This is a genomic window from Kribbella solani, assembly GCF_014205295.1.
Lineage (GTDB): Bacteria > Actinomycetota > Actinomycetes > Propionibacteriales > Kribbellaceae > Kribbella > Kribbella solani.
In genome coordinates this window covers 3,893,565-3,908,644 of record NZ_JACHNF010000001.1, presented here as the reverse complement: position 1 = coordinate 3,908,644, position 15,080 = coordinate 3,893,565, and the positions used below count along the sequence as shown (strand labels likewise).

The following is a 15,080-nucleotide window of genomic DNA, read 5'->3' as shown; positions in this document are numbered from 1 at the left end:
CGGCACACCTAGTTTCTAGAGCTGGTTGAGGTCTTCTATGTTGCCAGTGATGGACCAGAGCAGGTTGCGGAGGACACGGCGGTCCTCGGGGCCGAGGCCGGCCAGGGCGCGGCGGCCGGCCCGGTCGTACACCTCCTGAACGGTGTGGGCGAGCTCGACGCCGTGGTCGGTCAGCTCGATGCCGACCTGCCGGCCGTCCGTCGCGCTCCGCACCCGCCGGACCAGCCCGGCCGCTTCCATCCGCTGGGTGGTCTTGGTCGCGGTCGGCACCTCGACGTCAAGGACCTTGGCCAGCCGCGCCACCGTCAGCGATCCGTGCAGCAGCAGCTTGGCGAGCACCAGCTCCTGGCCCGTGTGCAGGACAGTCCCGCTCAGCTCCTCGGCTACTGCCTTGCGGGCGGCGCGGTCGGCGAAGCGCAGCGCGATCAGTACGTCCGCCTCGTCCGCCGGCGCGTCGGGGGACCACGTTTGCTTCTCGGTTGCACTCATGTGTGGCTCCGCGCCCGGAACGGGTTTCGGGCGTCGTAGTCGCCGATGTACTCGGTCGGGATCACCGGCTCACCGCGGCTGAGCTGGCTGGCCGATCGGGGCAGCTCGTCGCGTACCTTCTCGTGGTGGGCCTGCGATTCGGCCGGCGTGGTGCGGCCGACGATCTTGCCGGACTCCACCAGCGGCTTGAGCAGTACGCGATCGTCGCCGTCGTCGACCGGTGGTTCGCCGACGCCGATCAGCTCGACCTCGGCGACGCCGGCCGGCGTACGCCGCCGCAGCGCCCATTTCCGGCCGCCGATCGAGATCTTGTCCGGGCTCTTCTTCGCCACCGGGACGAGCTCACCGCTCGCGTCTTCGCGGGCGACCAGTTTGTACACGAAACCGCAGGTCGGGTAGCCGGAGCCGGTGACCAGCGACGTACCCACGCCGTACCCGTCGACCGGGGCCGGGGCGAGCGCGGCGATCTGGTACTCGTCCAGGTCGCTGGTGACGATGATCCGGGTCTTGGTCGCGCCGAGCGAGTCGAGCTGTTCGCGGACCTGGCCGGCCAGCGACGGCAGGTCGCCGGAGTCCAGGCGGACCGCGCCGAGCTCCGGGCCGGTCAGCTCGATCGCGGTCCGGACCGCTTCGGCCACGTCGAACGTGTCGACCAGCAGCGTCGTACCTTTGCCCAGCGCATCGACCTGGGAGCGGAACGCGTCGCGCTCCTGGTCGTGCAGCAAGGTGAACGAGTGCGCGGCGGTGCCGGTGCTGGGGATCCCGTACCGGCGGGCCGCCTCCAGGTTGGACGTCGCGGTGAAGCCGGCGATGTACGCCGCCAGCGCGGACGCGACCGCCGCCTCCTCGTGGGTACGCCGCGAACCCATCTCGATACACGGCCGGCCGCCGGCCCACCAGGTCATCCGGGACGCCGCCGAGGCGACTGCCGAGTCGTGGTTGAGGATGGAAAGGAAAACGGTTTCCAGGAGTACTGCCTCGGCGAAGCTCGCCTCCACCACCAGCACCGGGGAGCCGGGGAAGAAGATCTCGCCGTCGGCGTACCCGGAGATGTCGCCGCTGAACCGGTAGTCCGCCAGCCAGTCCCGGGTAGCCTGGTCGACGACGCCGTGATCGGCCAGGAAGGCGATCGCCGGCTCGTCGAAACGGAACTGCTCGAGCGCGTCGAGCAGCCGGTTCACGCCGGCCAGCACGCCGTACCGGCGGCCGTCCGGCAACCGGCGGGCGAACAGCTCGAAGACCGAGCGGCGCTCCGCCGTGCCGTCGGCGAGACTGGCCTGCAGCATCGTCAGCTCGTAATGGTCGGTCAGCAGCGCCGTCGAGTGGGTCACAAGGGCAGCCTATTGCGAACGCGGAACCGATGATGGAGAGAATGGACAGGTGACCACCGCACCAAGCGAACTCGAGAGCGCCGAGGTTGACGAGGCGATCGAGTTGAGCCCACCCTGGGTGACCATCGTCTGGAACGATCCGGTCAACCTGATGGACTACGTCACGTTCGTCTTCCAGACCTACTTCGGCTACTCCAAGCAGAAGGCGGAGAAGCTGATGATGCAGGTGCACGCCGAAGGCAAGTCGGCGGTGTCGAACGGCAACCGGGAAGCGATGGAACGCGACGTGGAAGCGATGCACACCTACGGCCTGTGGGCCACCTGCGAGAAGTCGTGACGCGGTTCCGCAAGCGCCGCAAGACGGTCGTCGTCAGCTTCGCCGAGCACGAGGCCGACATCCTGGCGAACCTGCTCCGCAACCTCGTCGAGCTGTTGTACGACGGCCTGCCGCCGCGGACCACCGAGTCCTCCGACCCGTTCGCGGCCCTACTCGACTCGGACGGTCCGACCGCACCGCCGGAGGACGTCGTGCTCCAGCGGCTGCTTCCGGACGCGTACAAACAGGACGACATGGCATCGGCCGAGTTCCGCCGGTTCACCGAGCGCGGCCTGCGCGAGGGCAAGGTCACCGACGCCAAGCGGGTGCTGTCCGCGCTGGAGGAGTCCGGCGCCGACGAGATCGCCCTCGAACCCGGCGAACAGCTCTCCTGGCTGCGCGCCCTGAACGACCTCCGCCTCGCCATCGGCACCCGCCTCGACATCAAGGACGAGGACGACTACACCACCTGGGAATCCCTCGCCGACGACGACCCCCGCCGCCTCACCTACGACCTCTACGACTGGCTCGGCTACCTCCAGTCCGCCCTCCTCCACAACATGCGCTGAGCACGTCCGCATCCTGGACGGACCGGCGGTCGGCGGGGTTCTCCACTCGTTTGGTGGGTCCTCCACCGGTATGCGGGTGGAGAACCCACCAGAGCGGTGGATATCCACTCTTGTTCGGGGCGGTGCCGGCGGGTGCGGGGGAGGGGTAACAAGTCAACAGCGTCAGGCGTTGACGACTGCGAGCGTCGTGCTGACAACGCCGGAGACGACGGCGACGATCGCGCTCAGGGTCGCCAGGATCTTGCCGCCGCTGACCCACAAGCCTTTGTTCAGCTCGCGCCAGCGTCGTGGAACGAAGGCCAGTTTCAGTTTCTGCCACTTGTGCTGGCGGAAGCTGCAGCCCATCAGAATCCCGTTCGCGTTGTTGCGGCACAGCTGACCGGCTCGGGTCTCGGCGCCGCAGTACACCGGCGCTTGAAACAAGAAGAACGCCGTGACCAGCACCCACGCGGCGACCAGTACGCCCGGTCCGAGCGTCCAGGTCCACGCCGTGGTGATCAGCGCGACGAACAGCAGATATCCCCAGTACTTTCGCAATCCCCTCATGTTCACGCAGTATCACCAGAGAACTACTCTCCGAAACCATCCACTATCTGGACGGCACGGGCGGTCGGCGGGATCGGGGGGTTGGGGCTACTACCGTGGAGGGGTGCTGACCATCGAGCAGGAGACGTACGACGCGATCGTCGCGCACGCGCGGAAGGATCATCCGGACGAGGCGTGTGGGGTGGTCGCGGGACCGGTCGGGTCCGATCGGGCGGTGCGGCTGGTGCCGATGCTGAACGCGGCGATGTCGCCGACGTTCTACGAGTTCGACTCCGGTGATCTGCTCCGGCTGTACAAGGAGATGGACGCCCGGGACGAGGAGCCGGTGGTGATCTACCACTCGCACACCGGCACCGAGGCCTACCCGTCGCGTACCGACATCAACCTGGCCCAGGAGCCGGGCGCGCACTACGTGCTGGTGTCGACCCGGGACGGCGCGCACGCCGCGGCGTACGACGGGCCGGTCGAGTTCCGTTCGTACCGGATCGTCGACGGCGAGGTCAGGGAAGAAGAAGTCCGCGTGGTTGGTTCCTATCAAGAGACCGAAGGAGAGCACTGAGATGGCGATCGAACTGCGCGTGCCGACGATCCTGCGCACCTACACCGGCGGAGCGAAGGCGGTCACCGGCGACGGTACCGACCTGGCCGCTTTCATCGACGACGTGAACGGCAACCACCCGGGGCTCAAGGAGCGGATCGTGGAGGGTGAGCCGGAGGAGCTGCGCCGGTTCGTGAACGTGTACGTGAACGACGAGGACGTCCGGTTCACCGGCGGCCTGAAGACCGAGGTGAAGGACGGCGACGTCGTCGTCGTACTGCCCGCGGTCGCCGGCGGCTGAGCGAGCGGCCGTGCGCTTCGACAGCTTGCTCGATTCGGTCGGCGGTACGCCCCTGATCGGCCTGCCGCGGTTGTCGCCGTCGGCGGAGGTACGGCTCTGGGCGAAGCTCGAGGACCGGAATCCGACCGGCTCGATCAAGGACCGGGCCGCGTTGCGGATGCTGCTGGACGCGGAGAAGGACGGCCGGCTCCGCCCGGGCACCACGATCCTCGAACCGACCTCGGGCAACACCGGCATCTCACTCGCGATGGCGGCCAAGCTGCGCGGGTACCGGATGGTCTGCGTACTGCCGGAGAACACCTCCGAGGAGCGCCGCCAGATCCTCCGGATGTGGGGTGTCGAGATCATCTCGTCGCCCGCCGCCGGTGGTTCGAACGAGGCGGTCCGGGTGGCCAAGCAGGTCGCGGCCGAACATCCCGACTGGGTGATGCTGTACCAGTACGGCAACCCGTCGAACGCGCTGGCGCACTACGACGGCACCGCGCGCGAGATCCTCGACGACCTGCCGTCGGTGACGCATTTCGTGGCCGGCCTCGGCACCACCGGTACGTTGATGGGCGCCGGCCGGTTCTTCCGGGATCACAAGCCGGAGGTGAAGATCGTCGCCGCCGAACCGCGCTACGGCGAGCTGGTCTACGGCCTGCGCAACCTGGAGGAGGGGTTCGTCCCCGAGCTGTACGACGAGACGCTGATCGACGCCCGCTTCTCGGTCGGCCCGCGGGACGCGGTCCGCCGGGTGCGTGAGCTGCTCGACAACGAAGGGATCTTCGCGGGTGTCTCCACCGGCGCGATCCTGCACGCGGCCCTCGGTCAGGCGGCCAAGTGTGTACGTGCGGGCGTGCCTGCCGACATTGCCTTCGTCGTCCCGGACGGTGGCTGGAAGTACCTGTCCACCGGCGCGTACGAGGGCACCGTGGACGAAGCCGAGAACCGGCTCGAAGGCCAGCTCTGGGCGTGATCAGCTTTGGGCGTGATCAGCTCTGGGCGTGAGCCCAGCAGGGGAGCGGGCCGGCGGGCGGAGCGCCGTACCGCGATTGTTGCCTAAGGCATCTATGAGCTGATGGTCACCGCCTAGGGTTGTTTGAACAGGACCTTGCGGCCGAGTCGGGGATGGACGCCGCGGCCCTTGCAACTGTTGCAGGGGCGCTGGGCGTAGCTGAACATGCTGCCGTGGTGCCGGCCGGCACCTTTGCATCGATTGCATTTCGCGTTCGGGTGCAGGGTCAGCGAGACGACGTAGAAAGCAATCGTCGCCATGGCCAGTAACAGCAACAGCCCGGTCGGCCCGAGGGACGACGCGACGGCTGCGGCGGTGCCTTGGCTGGACTCCGTGGCCTGACCGGCCGCCGAGGCGGCAGTCACGTGGTCGGGTTGCGGAGTTGGTGCGGCGGTGCTGCTCAGGAGCGTCACCGCGATCTGGTGCGCCAGGTTCATGGCATCACGAGGGGCGGTCGAACAAACATCGCTCCAGAGTGGCGTGCATCACGGGAAAAGGCAATTCGATAACGTAAAGATGTGGACAACTCCGGCGTGTCGCCGATTCGGGTTAGGTAAGGCTCGCTTCCTGCTTGCCCGGCGGCGGACCTGTATAAGCTCTTCCCGTGGCTGATGCACCGGTGGGGATCTTCGACTCTGGCTTCGGCGGACTCACCGTCGCGCGCGCCGTACTCGACCAGTTGCCGCACGAGCCGATCCTCTATCTCGGCGACACCGCCCGGCAGCCGTACGGCCCGAAGCCGATCGCTGAGGTACGCGAGTACGCGCTGGAGTGCCTGGACCATCTGGTCGAGGCCGGCGTGAAGATGCTGGTGATCGCGTGCAACTCGGCCAGCGCCGCGATGCTCCGGGACGCCCGCGAGCGGTACGACGTGCCCGTCGTCGAGGTGATCCTGCCGGCCGCCCGGCGCGCGGTCGCCGCGACCCGGAACCAGCGCGTCGGCGTGATCTGTACAAAGGCGACCGCGCAGTCCTTGGCGTACGAGGACGGGTTCGCGGCCGCGCCGCAGATCGAGCTGTTCACCAAGGCCTGCCCGAAGTTCGTCCCGTTCGTCGAGTCCGGCGTGACGTCCGGCCCGGAGCTGATCGAGGCCGCGCACGAGTACCTGGACCCGATGGTCGAGGCCGGCGTCGACACCCTCATCCTCGGGTGCACGCACTACCCGTTGCTCACCGGCGTCATCTCGTACGTGATGGGCGACAATGTCACTCTGGTCAGCAGCGCCGACGAGTGCGCCAAGGACGTGTACGGAGTGCTGACCAAAACCGGACTGCTCCGCCCGGACAGTCTGCCCGCGCCGCAGCATCGGTTCGTCACCACCGGCAGTCCGGACGAGTTCGCGGCGATCGGCTCCCGCTTCCTCGGGCCGGTGCTGTCCGCCGTCGATCAGTTCGCCTGGGTTCGCTGACGTCGCCGGTTCGCTGCCGGTTCGGTTGAAGATTGGTTGATGTCCGCAAGAATGTGCTGAAGTTGTCGGGGGCATCGGTCGGTACCCGGATGCCTGTGTGGTAACCGGATCGACGCGTCCGCGCGGCCTGCGAAGGTCGGTGGTCGCCGGTAGGGTTCCGGGTATGAAGCTCACCGTGATCGGTTGCTCCGGGTCCGTCCCCGGGCCGGACTCGGCCGCCTCGAGCTATCTGGTCACCGCCGAGGGATTCAACCTGGTCCTCGACCTCGGCAGTGGCGCGCTCGGCACGTTGCAACGGCATCTCGCCGTGCCGGAGATCGGGGCGATCGGCCTTTCCCACCTGCATCCTGACCACTGCATGGACCTGTGCGGCCTGTACGTCGCGGCCCGGTACGCGCCGGGCGCGCCGATCCCGCGGATCCCCGTGTACGGGCCGCCGGGTGCGTCGGAGCGAATGGCCCTCGCGTACGATCTGCCGCTCGATCCGGGGATGGAGGAGGAGCTGGACTTCCATGCCTGGCAGGAAGTTCAGGCCATCGGGCCGTTCACGATCCGGACCGCGCCGATGGTGCATCCGGTCCCGGCCTACGCGATCCGCGTCGAGTACGGCGGCAGGGTGCTCGTCTACACCGGCGATACCGGGCCGAACGAAGCGCTGATCGAGCTGGCCCGTGGCGCCGACGTGTTGCTGTCCGAAGCGGCGCTTCCGGACGGCGATCCGGGCAATCCGGCCGACCTGCATCTGACCCCGTCCGATGCCGGCGAACATGCCACGAAGGCCGGTGCGAAACGGCTCGTGATCACGCACGTTCCACCCTGGTACGACCCGGTCGTCCAAGCGGAGCATGCGCGGCGTACGTTCAGCGGGCCGATCGAAATCGCCAGTACGAATGCCGTTTTCGACATCTGACGGTGTCCGGTTGTGGACGGCCACAACCGGTGTCGGCACGCGCCGCGCGCCGGTCGTGATCCTGCATGGTGGTCCGGGATTATGGGACGACTACGAGGTCCTGGCCGGCATGCTCGACGACCTGACCGTCGTGCATCGCTTCGACCAGCGCGGTTGTGGGCGGTCGGACCCGTCCGCTACGCAGACGATGGCGCGGCTCGCGCGGGACATCGACGAGTTGCGCGCGTACTTCGGTCATTCGCGGATCGTTGTCATCGGCCACTCCTTCGGCGCGACGCTCGCGTTGAAGTACGCGGCCGCGTACGCCGATCGGGTTGCGGGCGTGGTGTATCTCGACGGGGTCGGCGTCGGTGATTGGCGTACGCCGTACTACGCGGAGCGCGCCCGCCGGATGACGCCCGAGCAGGCCGCGCGGCTTGAGGAACTGTCCGGCCGGACCGAGGTGTCCGGCCGGCCCAGGAGCTCCGCCGAGGAGACCGAGTTTCGCGCGTTGTCGTGGTTCACGGATCACGCGGATCGCGAGCGGGCGATGACCTGGGCGTACGCGAGCGCGGTCGTCGACCTGCCGATCAACTTCGCGGCGAACAGTGCGCTGGGGGCCGAGATCAACGGCTGGTCGGCCGAGGAGGTGAAGGCACTCGTGGCGGCGGTCCGGGCGCCGATCACCTTCGTACACGGCGAACACGACCCACGTCCGGCCACCGCGGTCCGCGAGCTGGCCGAGGCGGCGCCGAACCACACATTCGAGCTGATCCCGGACGCCGGCCACTCGCCATGGCTGGAGCAGCCCGAGCTGGTCCGGGAGGTGCTGCGCGCCGCGGTTGAGTAGCCCGCCGGCCCGGCGTCGGCAGGAGCCGGCCGGTCCAGCGCCGGCCGGTCCAGGAGCCGCCTGGGCAGTGGACAAATCTTAATTCTGAGATCTACTCTCAAATTAGAGCTGATCTCAGAAAGGTGTTCGGGATGCTGAATCCACGTCGGTGGTGGGCGCTGGCGGCGATGTCCGTCAGCCTGATCGTGATCGGGCTTGACCTGACCGTGCTGAACGTCGCGCTGCCGACGCTCGCCACGGATCTGCAGGCGTCGACCAGCCAGCTGCAGTGGTTCGCGAACGCGTACACGCTGGTGCTGGCGTCGTTGCTGCTCCCGGCCGGGTTGCTGGGTGACCGGTTCGGGCCGAAGCGGCTGATGCTCGGGGCGCTGGTGGTGTTCGGGCTGGCGTCGGCGGCGTGCGCGTTCGCGAGTACGCCGGGGGAGCTGATCGCGGCGCGGGCCGCGCTCGGGATCGGATCGGCGTTCCTGATCCCGTTGTCGATGTCGCTGCTGAACCTGCTGTTCGCGCCGGCGGAGCGGCAGCGCGCGATGACGATCTGGCTGATGGCGAACTCGCTCGGCATCCCGCTCGGTCCGGTGCTCGGCGGCTGGCTGCTCGACCACTACCGGTGGGGCTCGATCTTCTTGATCAACCTGCCGCTGGTCGTGGTCGGTCTGGTCGCGGTGGCACTGCTGATTCCGGCGACGCGAGGGCATCGGTCGCGGCGGATCGACGTACCCGGCATCGGGCTGTCCGCGGCCGGGCTGGTCGCGCTGACGTACGGGTTCATCGCGGCCGGCGAGCGTGGTTGGGGATCGGGCTGGACGCTCGGTGCGATCGCGGTCGGCGTGCTGTTGCTGTTCGCCTTCTGGGCCTGGGCGCGGCGGGCGACGCATCCGCTGATCGACCTCGGGCTGTTCCGGTCGCCCGGGTTCACCTGGGGTACGGTCCTGGCGACCCTGGCGTCGTTCGCGCTGGTGGGGTTGATGTTCGTGCTACCGCAGCTCTTCCAGGCGGTGCAGGGCGCGGACGCGTTCCAGGCCGGGCTGCGGTTGCTGCCGATCATCGGCGGGATGCTGGTCGGCGCCAAGGTCGCCGAGCGGCTGGTCGAGACGGCCGGCGCGCGAGTGCCGGTGCTGATCGGGTTCGGGTTGATGCTGGCCGGGCTGGTGCTCGGCGCGTTCACCGAGGTCGGCGACGGGTACGGGTACACCGCGATCTGGGTCAGTCTGGTCGGGGTGAGCATCGGCTTCACGCTGCCGCCGATGAACGGATTGGCGCTCGCCGCGTTGCCGCTCGAACAGAGCGGATCGGGGTCCGCGTTGATCCAGGCGTCCCGTCAGGTCGGCGGCACGCTCGGGGTCGCGATACTCGGTACGGTACTCAACGCCGCGTACCGGAATCACCTGGACGTCACCGGCCTGCCACCCGCGGCCGCCACCGCCGCCCGTGACAGCGCATCCGGCGCGATCGCGATCGGTTCGCCGGAGCTGACCCGGTCGGCGCGGGCCGCGTTCGTGACCGGGATGGACCTGACGCTGTGGGTGTGCGGCGGGATCGCGGTGCTGTCGATCGTGCTCGCGCTGGTCTTCCTGCCACGCCGGACCCGGGGTGCCGTCGCGCCGGCGGAGAAAGTTGCCACAATCGGAGCATGACCGCGCACAGGGCCGAGCCGCCGGGGAAACCACTCGGGCTGCGCGAACGCAAGAAAGCGAAGACCCGGGCCGCCATCCAGGAGCACGCGCTGCGGCTGTTCAAGGATCAGGGGTACGCCGAGACGACCGTGCAGGAGATCGCGGCCGCGGCCGAGGTGTCACCGGCGACGTTCTTCCGGTACTTCGCGACCAAGGAGGACACCGTCGTCCTCGACCGGCTCGATCCGGTGATGATCGAACTCTTCCGTAGCCAGCCCGCTGAACTGACCCCGACCGAGGCCCTCCAGGCGGCGATCCGGCAGAGCATGTCCGAGCTGACCGACGACGAATGGGAACTGGAGTCCGAGCGCCAGCGCCTCGTCATGAACGCCCCCGAACTCCGGGTCCGAATGCTCGACCAGCTCTACGAAGGCATCGATCTCCTGGTCACCCTCGCCGCCGAACGCACCGGCCGCGCCCCCGACGACCTGTCCGTCCGCGCCTGGGCCGGCGCGGTCGTCGGCGTCATGATGGCCACCTACCGCCAACTGGCGATCGACGCCCCCCTCCCCAAGTACCTGCAAACCATGGACCTGGCCTTCGACCAACTCGACGGACTGAAGCTCAGCTCAAGCGACCGAGCAGATGTCGGCGGTTGTGGTCAGGGGGTCGCCGGGTTGGAGGCCGAAGGTGGTTGCGGCTGAGGCGCCGCGGATTACGAGTTCGGTGTAGCCGGTGCCGGAGCTGCCGGGGATGATGCCGGGGGAGTTTCGGGGTACGGCGGTGAGGTGCGGGTAGCAGATCACGTCCACCGGGGTCGTACTGCCATCATCGTTGCGCTGGGCAACGGTCAGGGTGGCGCCGAAGGTGAGGTCCAAGCGGCGGTCGAGTTTGCAGTTGCCGAAGTTGTCGACGACGGCAACGACCGGCTCGGGGTCGTACGTTTCCGGTATCGCGGTTTCGGCCGAAGGTACGTCCCGGCCGTCGGCGACCCACTTGGCCAGCAACGGCAGGTACCAGAGACTTCGGAACTGGGTGCCGGCGATCTTGTCCACCTCCGCCGGGGCGAACCCGGCCGCCGTCACCGCGGCGCGGATGTCGGTGACGTGCACCCGCTCGATCCCGAGCTCGCGCTGGACCTGGGCGAGTACGCGCGGGTTGAACGTACTCGCGACCAGGTGCTTGCCGTACCGGAACCAGCAGAACGGGACGCCGTTCGGCCACACACCGTCGCGCGGCGCGATGTTCAGCAGGGTGATGGTCGGGTGACCTTCTTCGCCGAGGGACTCGGTCGCGATCAGGCAGTCGAGCAAGGTGAGCGCGGCGAACGACTCCGGATCGGGTCCGTCGGCAGCGACGATGGTCGGCGACTGGCCGAACAGGGCGCCGATCCGGGTACTGAGTCTGGCCCGGGCGTTGCCGTCGAAACAGTCGGTGACATAGGTGATCGGGTACACGGGAAGCTCCACAAGTGGTTGCAGGTTCGGGAAACGAAAGAGGCCCCCGACACAGGGGGCCTCTCGCTGCAAGCACAGGTGCGTACGCCGCTAGAGTCCTCCGTACCGAGGGCTCAGCATTCGCATCGTGGCGTACCAGGTCACATCGTGGATGGTAGCACCCCTTACTTTGCCTGGCCGTTCTCGAAATAGCTGACCAGGGCGGGGTCGAGCGCCGGGACGTCCTGCGGGACGCCGTTCGCGCGCAACGACTGAGTCGCGGCGTACCCGGCGGCGACCGCGGCGCGGGCGGCGATCGGAGAGGTGAGCGTCGCGCCGCCGTCGCGGACGAACTGCACGAACTCGGCGACCAGATGCGGGTCCGCGCCGCCGTGGTCCTCGTTCTCGCCGGTGATCTCGACGACCAGGTCGGCGTCCTCGCGGTACCCGGAGCGGCGGCTGTTCCACACCTTGACCACGCCACCGGCGGTGTCACCGAAGTTCTCCAGCCGGCCGTGCGTACCGATGACGGTGTAGTTGCGCCAGTAGTCCGGCGTGTAGTGGCACTGCTCGTACGTCATGAAGACGCCGTTGTCGAGCAGCAGGTTCGCCATCGAGATGTCCTCGACGTCCATCACCGGAGCCATCCCCTTCTGCTCCAGCGGCGGCCAGTGGTCGATCGACACGAAGTCACCGAACCGCTGGCCGGACCGGTCCTGCCGGTCCTCGATCCCGCCGTACAGCGTGAGCGCGCCCATCGCGTTGACCCGGGTCGTGTAGCCGTCGGCCAGCCAGTGCATCACGTCGAGGTCGTGGGCGCCCTTCTGCAACAGCAGTCCGGTCGTACGGCTGCGGTCGGCGTGCCAGTCCTTGAAGTAGTAGTCGCCGCCGTGGCCGACGAAGTGCCGGCACCAGATCGCCTTCACGTCACCGATCGCGCCGTCCTGGATCAGTTTCCGCATCGTCAGTACGACCGGCATGTGGCGCATGTTGTGGCCGACGTACAGCCGGGCGCCGGACCCGTACGCCGCCTGCAGGACCCGGTCGCAGCCCTCGGTGGTGATCGCGAGCGGCTTCTCGACGAACACCGAGACGCCGGCCTGGAGGAAGTCGACCGCCGGCCCCTCATGCAGGTCGTCGGGCGTGGTCAGGAAGACCCCGTCGAGCTTCTGGTCCAGCAGCTCGGTGTGGGAGGCGTACGCCGACGCCCGCGGGTACAACTCCAGGGCCGCGTCCCGCTGCGGAGCGGACGGGTCGGCCAGGGCCACGACCTCGGACCCCTCGCCGGGACGGTGCGCGTACTGCGCCAGGCGGCTGCGGGCCCCGAGCCCCACCACGCCGAACCGAAGATCACTCATACCAGGCAACTCCTGCACATAGATGTTTGCAACAGCCTAACTCCGAGCAATTCTGTCAATCAATCACCGATCCTCCAGGTGGAATTGGGCTGCCCGTCACCCGCCGCACATCGGCGTCTCGCTCGGTGCCGACACCATGGCGGAATGTGAGCCTCCACTACGTGGCACTGGGGGACTCGACCACCGTGGGTGTCGGGGACCCGATGAACGGCAGCAGTACGACCGACCTGTCCGGTGCCGGAGCACGACCGGGTCAGGGGTGGCGAGGCTGGGCCTCGCTGCTCGCGGCCGCCCTGGCCAGCTCCCACCGTGTGACGTTCTCCAACTTCGCGACCAGCGGCGCCACCGTGCCGGTGGTCGCGACCGAGCAACTGCCCGAAACCGGCGACGGGCCGATCGACCTCGCCTCGCTGATCGTCGGCGTGAACGACACCTTGCGGTCGTCGTTCGACGCCGGGCGGATTCGGGACCACCTGCAGCTGTGTGCCGAGCAGTTGACCGCGCGCGGGGCGCTGCTGCTCACCGTGCGGTTCCATGACCACGGCAAGGTGTTCGGGTTGCCGCGGTGGTTGCGGCGGCCGTTGTGGCATCGGATCGAGCAGGTCAACGTCGCGTACGACGACCTGCATGCCCGGTACGGGGGGATCCGGCTGGACATGGCCGCGTACCCGGAGATCTATCGGCGGGACTTCTGGAGCGTCGACCGGCTGCATCCGGGGGAGCGCGGGCACCGCAAGCTGGCGCGGGCGTTCGCGGACGAGCTGGCGGTTCGGGGCGTACGGATCGACGTACCGCCCGACCTGGACTGCGCGTACCGCCCGCCGAGCCGTTGGGCGGACGCGATGTGGCTGGTCCGCGAGGGCGTGCCGTGGGTAGGCCGCCGAGCCAACGACTTGCTGCCCTGGGCAGCCCGCATGGCCCTGACCCAGTTCCATCCACCTGCCGGGTCCCTTCCAGTAGGTACCAACGCGGAGGTGCGACGCCTCCTATCGCTTCCGCCGTCTCTTCCCTCCACCGCCGATGCGGAGGTGCGGCGCCTCCTCTCTCCGTCTCTTTCTTCTGCTCCTTCCTCTGCCGATGCGGAAGCGAGGCAGTTGGAGGCATAGGGTCTGCGTATGGCCCGTATCGATGGACGTACCGCAGACCAGCTCCGCCCGGTGAAGATCACCCGGAACTGGCTGGACCACGCCGAAGGCTCGGTGCTGGTCGAGTTCGGGCGGACCCGGGTGCTGTGCGCCGCGAGTGTCACCGAGGGCGTACCGCGCTGGCGCAAGGGCAGCGGCCTCGGCTGGGTCAGCGCCGAGTACGCGATGCTCCCGCGCGCCACCAACACCCGCTCCGACCGCGAATCGGTGAAGGGCAAGATCGGTGGGCGTACGCACGAGATCTCCCGGCTGATCGGGCGTTCGCTGCGGGCCGTGATCGACTACAAGGCGCTCGGCGAGAACACCATCCTGCTCGACTGCGACGTCCTCCAGGCCGACGGCGGCACCCGGACGGCCGCGATCACCGGGGCGTACGTCGCGCTGGCGGACGCGGTGTCCTGGTTGCGCGAGCGGAAGCTGCTGAAGAGCGAGCCACTGACCGGTACGGTGTCCGCGGTGTCGGTCGGGATCATCGACGGTGCGCCGATGCTGGACCTCTGCTACGAGGAGGACGTCCGGGCCGAGACGGACATGAACCTGGTGATCACCGGCGACGGCAAGTTCATCGAGGTGCAGGGTACGGCCGAGGGCGCGCCGTTCGACCGCGCCGAGCTGGACAGCCTGCTCGCGCTGGGTACGTCCGGATGCGCCGACCTGGCGAAGCTCCAGCAGGAGGCGCTGGCATGAGCCGCGTACTGCTGGCCTCGAACAACAAGAAGAAGCTCGAAGAACTACGCCGGATCCTGACCCCGATCGTGCCGGGGATCGAGGTGCTCGGGCTCGGCGACGTCCCGCCGTACGAGGAACCGGCCGAGACCGAGCCGACCTTCGAAGGCAACGCGCTGCTCAAGGCACACGCCGCGCTGAAGGCGACCGGCCTGCCGTCGATCGCCGACGACAGCGGCATCTGCGTGGACGCGCTGAACGGCATGCCCGGCGTCCTCTCGGCGCGCTGGTCCGGCCCCGCGAAGGACAACCACGCGAACAACCTGCTGCTGCTCGGTCAGTTGGAGGACGTTCCGGACGAGCGGCGCGGCGCGTCCTTCGTCGCGGCGGTCGCCTTCGTACGCCCCGACGGCCCGGACGAGATCATCCTCGGCGAGATGCGTGGCGCGGTGACCCGCTCGTTGCGTGGAACCGGCGGCTTCGGGTACGACGTGCTGTTCCAGGCCGAAGGCTACGACCGGACCACGGCCGAGCTCTCGATCGAGGAAAAGGACACCATCAGCCACCGAGGCAAGGCGCTACGCGCCCTCGCCCCGATCGTCGCCAAAGCCCTGGGGAGCTAAGA

At 68.4% G+C, this 15,080-nt stretch carries 19 protein-coding genes; 13 read left to right on the top strand and 6 right to left on the bottom strand.

Going from position 1 to position 15,080, the window contains the following annotated elements:
* Positions 1-15 precede the first annotated feature (15 nt).
* Entirely contained in the window at positions 16-489 is a 474-nt protein-coding gene (locus HDA44_RS17745) for a MarR family winged helix-turn-helix transcriptional regulator (protein WP_184835809.1), read from the bottom strand.
* Entirely contained in the window at positions 486-1,775 is a 1,290-nt protein-coding gene (locus tag HDA44_RS17740) for a nicotinate phosphoribosyltransferase (protein WP_202888283.1), read from the bottom strand. Before HDA44_RS17740 ends, HDA44_RS17745 begins: the two co-directional genes overlap by 4 nt.
* A gap of 94 nt (positions 1,776-1,869) precedes the next feature.
* Here HDA44_RS17740 and clpS point away from each other — a divergent pair, with 94 nt between their 5' ends.
* Positions 1,870-2,157, top strand: a complete 288-nt coding sequence (gene clpS, locus HDA44_RS17735; protein ID WP_184835805.1) for an ATP-dependent Clp protease adapter ClpS — start codon at positions 1,870-1,872, stop codon at positions 2,155-2,157.
* A complete protein-coding gene (locus HDA44_RS17730; protein WP_184835803.1) occupies positions 2,154-2,705 on the top strand; it encodes a DUF2017 family protein in 552 nt (183 codons plus the stop codon). Before clpS ends, HDA44_RS17730 begins: the two co-directional genes overlap by 4 nt.
* Before the next feature lie 162 nt (positions 2,706-2,867).
* Here HDA44_RS17730 and HDA44_RS17725 read toward each other — a convergent pair whose 3' ends face one another.
* Positions 2,868-3,251, bottom strand: coding sequence for a hypothetical protein (locus HDA44_RS17725; protein ID WP_184835801.1), 384 nt, complete (start codon positions 3,249-3,251; stop codon positions 2,868-2,870).
* A 103-nt stretch (positions 3,252-3,354) separates the two neighbouring features.
* Between HDA44_RS17725 and HDA44_RS17720 the strand changes: the two genes are divergently transcribed.
* From HDA44_RS17720 to HDA44_RS17710, 3 genes are read left to right on the top strand one after another with little or no spacing between them, the layout of a single operon-like run.
* Positions 3,355-3,810, top strand: a complete 456-nt coding sequence (locus HDA44_RS17720) for a M67 family metallopeptidase (protein WP_319039221.1) — start codon at positions 3,355-3,357, stop codon at positions 3,808-3,810.
* Position 3,811: 1 nt separating this feature from the next.
* On the top strand, positions 3,812-4,090 hold the full coding sequence (locus tag HDA44_RS17715; RefSeq protein WP_184835797.1) for a MoaD/ThiS family protein: 279 nt from the start codon (positions 3,812-3,814) through the stop codon (positions 4,088-4,090).
* A gap of 10 nt (positions 4,091-4,100) precedes the next feature.
* A complete protein-coding gene (locus tag HDA44_RS17710) occupies positions 4,101-5,048 on the top strand; it encodes a PLP-dependent cysteine synthase family protein (protein ID WP_184835795.1) in 948 nt (315 codons plus the stop codon).
* A 113-nt stretch (positions 5,049-5,161) separates the two neighbouring features.
* Here the strand turns inward: HDA44_RS17710 and HDA44_RS17705 are convergent, their stop codons facing one another.
* Positions 5,162-5,524: a hypothetical protein gene (locus tag HDA44_RS17705; RefSeq protein WP_184835793.1), complete on the bottom strand. Its 363-nt coding sequence runs from the start codon at positions 5,522-5,524 to the stop codon at positions 5,162-5,164.
* A gap of 167 nt (positions 5,525-5,691) precedes the next feature.
* On the opposite strand from HDA44_RS17705, the gene murI reads away from it, so the two are divergent.
* The 5 genes from murI (at position 5,692) to HDA44_RS17680 (ending at position 10,554) form a co-directional block, all read left to right on the top strand.
* The gene (murI, locus tag HDA44_RS17700) at positions 5,692-6,495 is read left to right on the top strand and encodes a glutamate racemase (RefSeq protein WP_184835791.1); all 804 of its coding nucleotides are present in this window, start codon (positions 5,692-5,694) and stop codon (positions 6,493-6,495) included.
* A 163-nt stretch (positions 6,496-6,658) separates the two neighbouring features.
* Positions 6,659-7,405: an MBL fold metallo-hydrolase gene (locus HDA44_RS17695; protein ID WP_184835789.1), complete on the top strand. Its 747-nt coding sequence runs from the start codon at positions 6,659-6,661 to the stop codon at positions 7,403-7,405.
* Positions 7,406-7,415: 10 nt separating this feature from the next.
* Entirely contained in the window at positions 7,416-8,234 is an 819-nt protein-coding gene (locus tag HDA44_RS17690) for an alpha/beta fold hydrolase (protein WP_184835787.1), read from the top strand.
* Between the two features lie 131 nt (positions 8,235-8,365).
* On the top strand, positions 8,366-9,871 hold the full coding sequence (locus HDA44_RS17685) for a DHA2 family efflux MFS transporter permease subunit (RefSeq protein WP_184835785.1): 1,506 nt from the start codon (positions 8,366-8,368) through the stop codon (positions 9,869-9,871).
* Complete coding sequence (locus HDA44_RS17680; protein WP_184835783.1) at positions 9,868-10,554, top strand: acyl-CoA-like ligand-binding transcription factor; 687 nt, start codon at positions 9,868-9,870, stop codon at positions 10,552-10,554. Before HDA44_RS17685 ends, HDA44_RS17680 begins: the two co-directional genes overlap by 4 nt.
* On the opposite strand, the gene HDA44_RS17675 is transcribed toward HDA44_RS17680, so the two are convergent.
* Both HDA44_RS17675 and HDA44_RS17670 read right to left on the bottom strand, forming a co-directional pair.
* Positions 10,480-11,307, bottom strand: a complete 828-nt coding sequence (locus HDA44_RS17675; protein WP_202887414.1) for a hypothetical protein — start codon at positions 11,305-11,307, stop codon at positions 10,480-10,482. The genes HDA44_RS17680 and HDA44_RS17675 overlap by 75 nt on opposite strands.
* 164 nt (positions 11,308-11,471) lie before the next feature.
* Positions 11,472-12,644, bottom strand: a complete 1,173-nt coding sequence (locus tag HDA44_RS17670; protein WP_184835778.1) for a Gfo/Idh/MocA family protein — start codon at positions 12,642-12,644, stop codon at positions 11,472-11,474.
* A 146-nt stretch (positions 12,645-12,790) separates the two neighbouring features.
* On the opposite strand from HDA44_RS17670, the gene HDA44_RS17665 reads away from it, so the two are divergent.
* The 3 genes from HDA44_RS17665 to rdgB are packed head-to-tail and all read left to right on the top strand — an operon-like array spanning position 12,791 to position 15,078.
* Positions 12,791-13,750, top strand: a complete 960-nt coding sequence (locus HDA44_RS17665; RefSeq protein WP_184835776.1) for a GDSL-type esterase/lipase family protein — start codon at positions 12,791-12,793, stop codon at positions 13,748-13,750.
* 9 nt (positions 13,751-13,759) lie between these two features.
* Positions 13,760-14,476 (top strand): ribonuclease PH, encoded by a 717-nt coding sequence (gene rph, locus HDA44_RS17660; protein ID WP_184835774.1) that lies wholly within the window; start codon positions 13,760-13,762, stop codon positions 14,474-14,476.
* Positions 14,473-15,078, top strand: coding sequence for an RdgB/HAM1 family non-canonical purine NTP pyrophosphatase (rdgB, locus tag HDA44_RS17655; protein WP_184835772.1), 606 nt, complete (start codon positions 14,473-14,475; stop codon positions 15,076-15,078). The genes rph and rdgB overlap by 4 nt, the downstream gene beginning before the upstream one ends.
* The last annotated feature ends 2 nt before the right edge of the window (positions 15,079-15,080 follow it).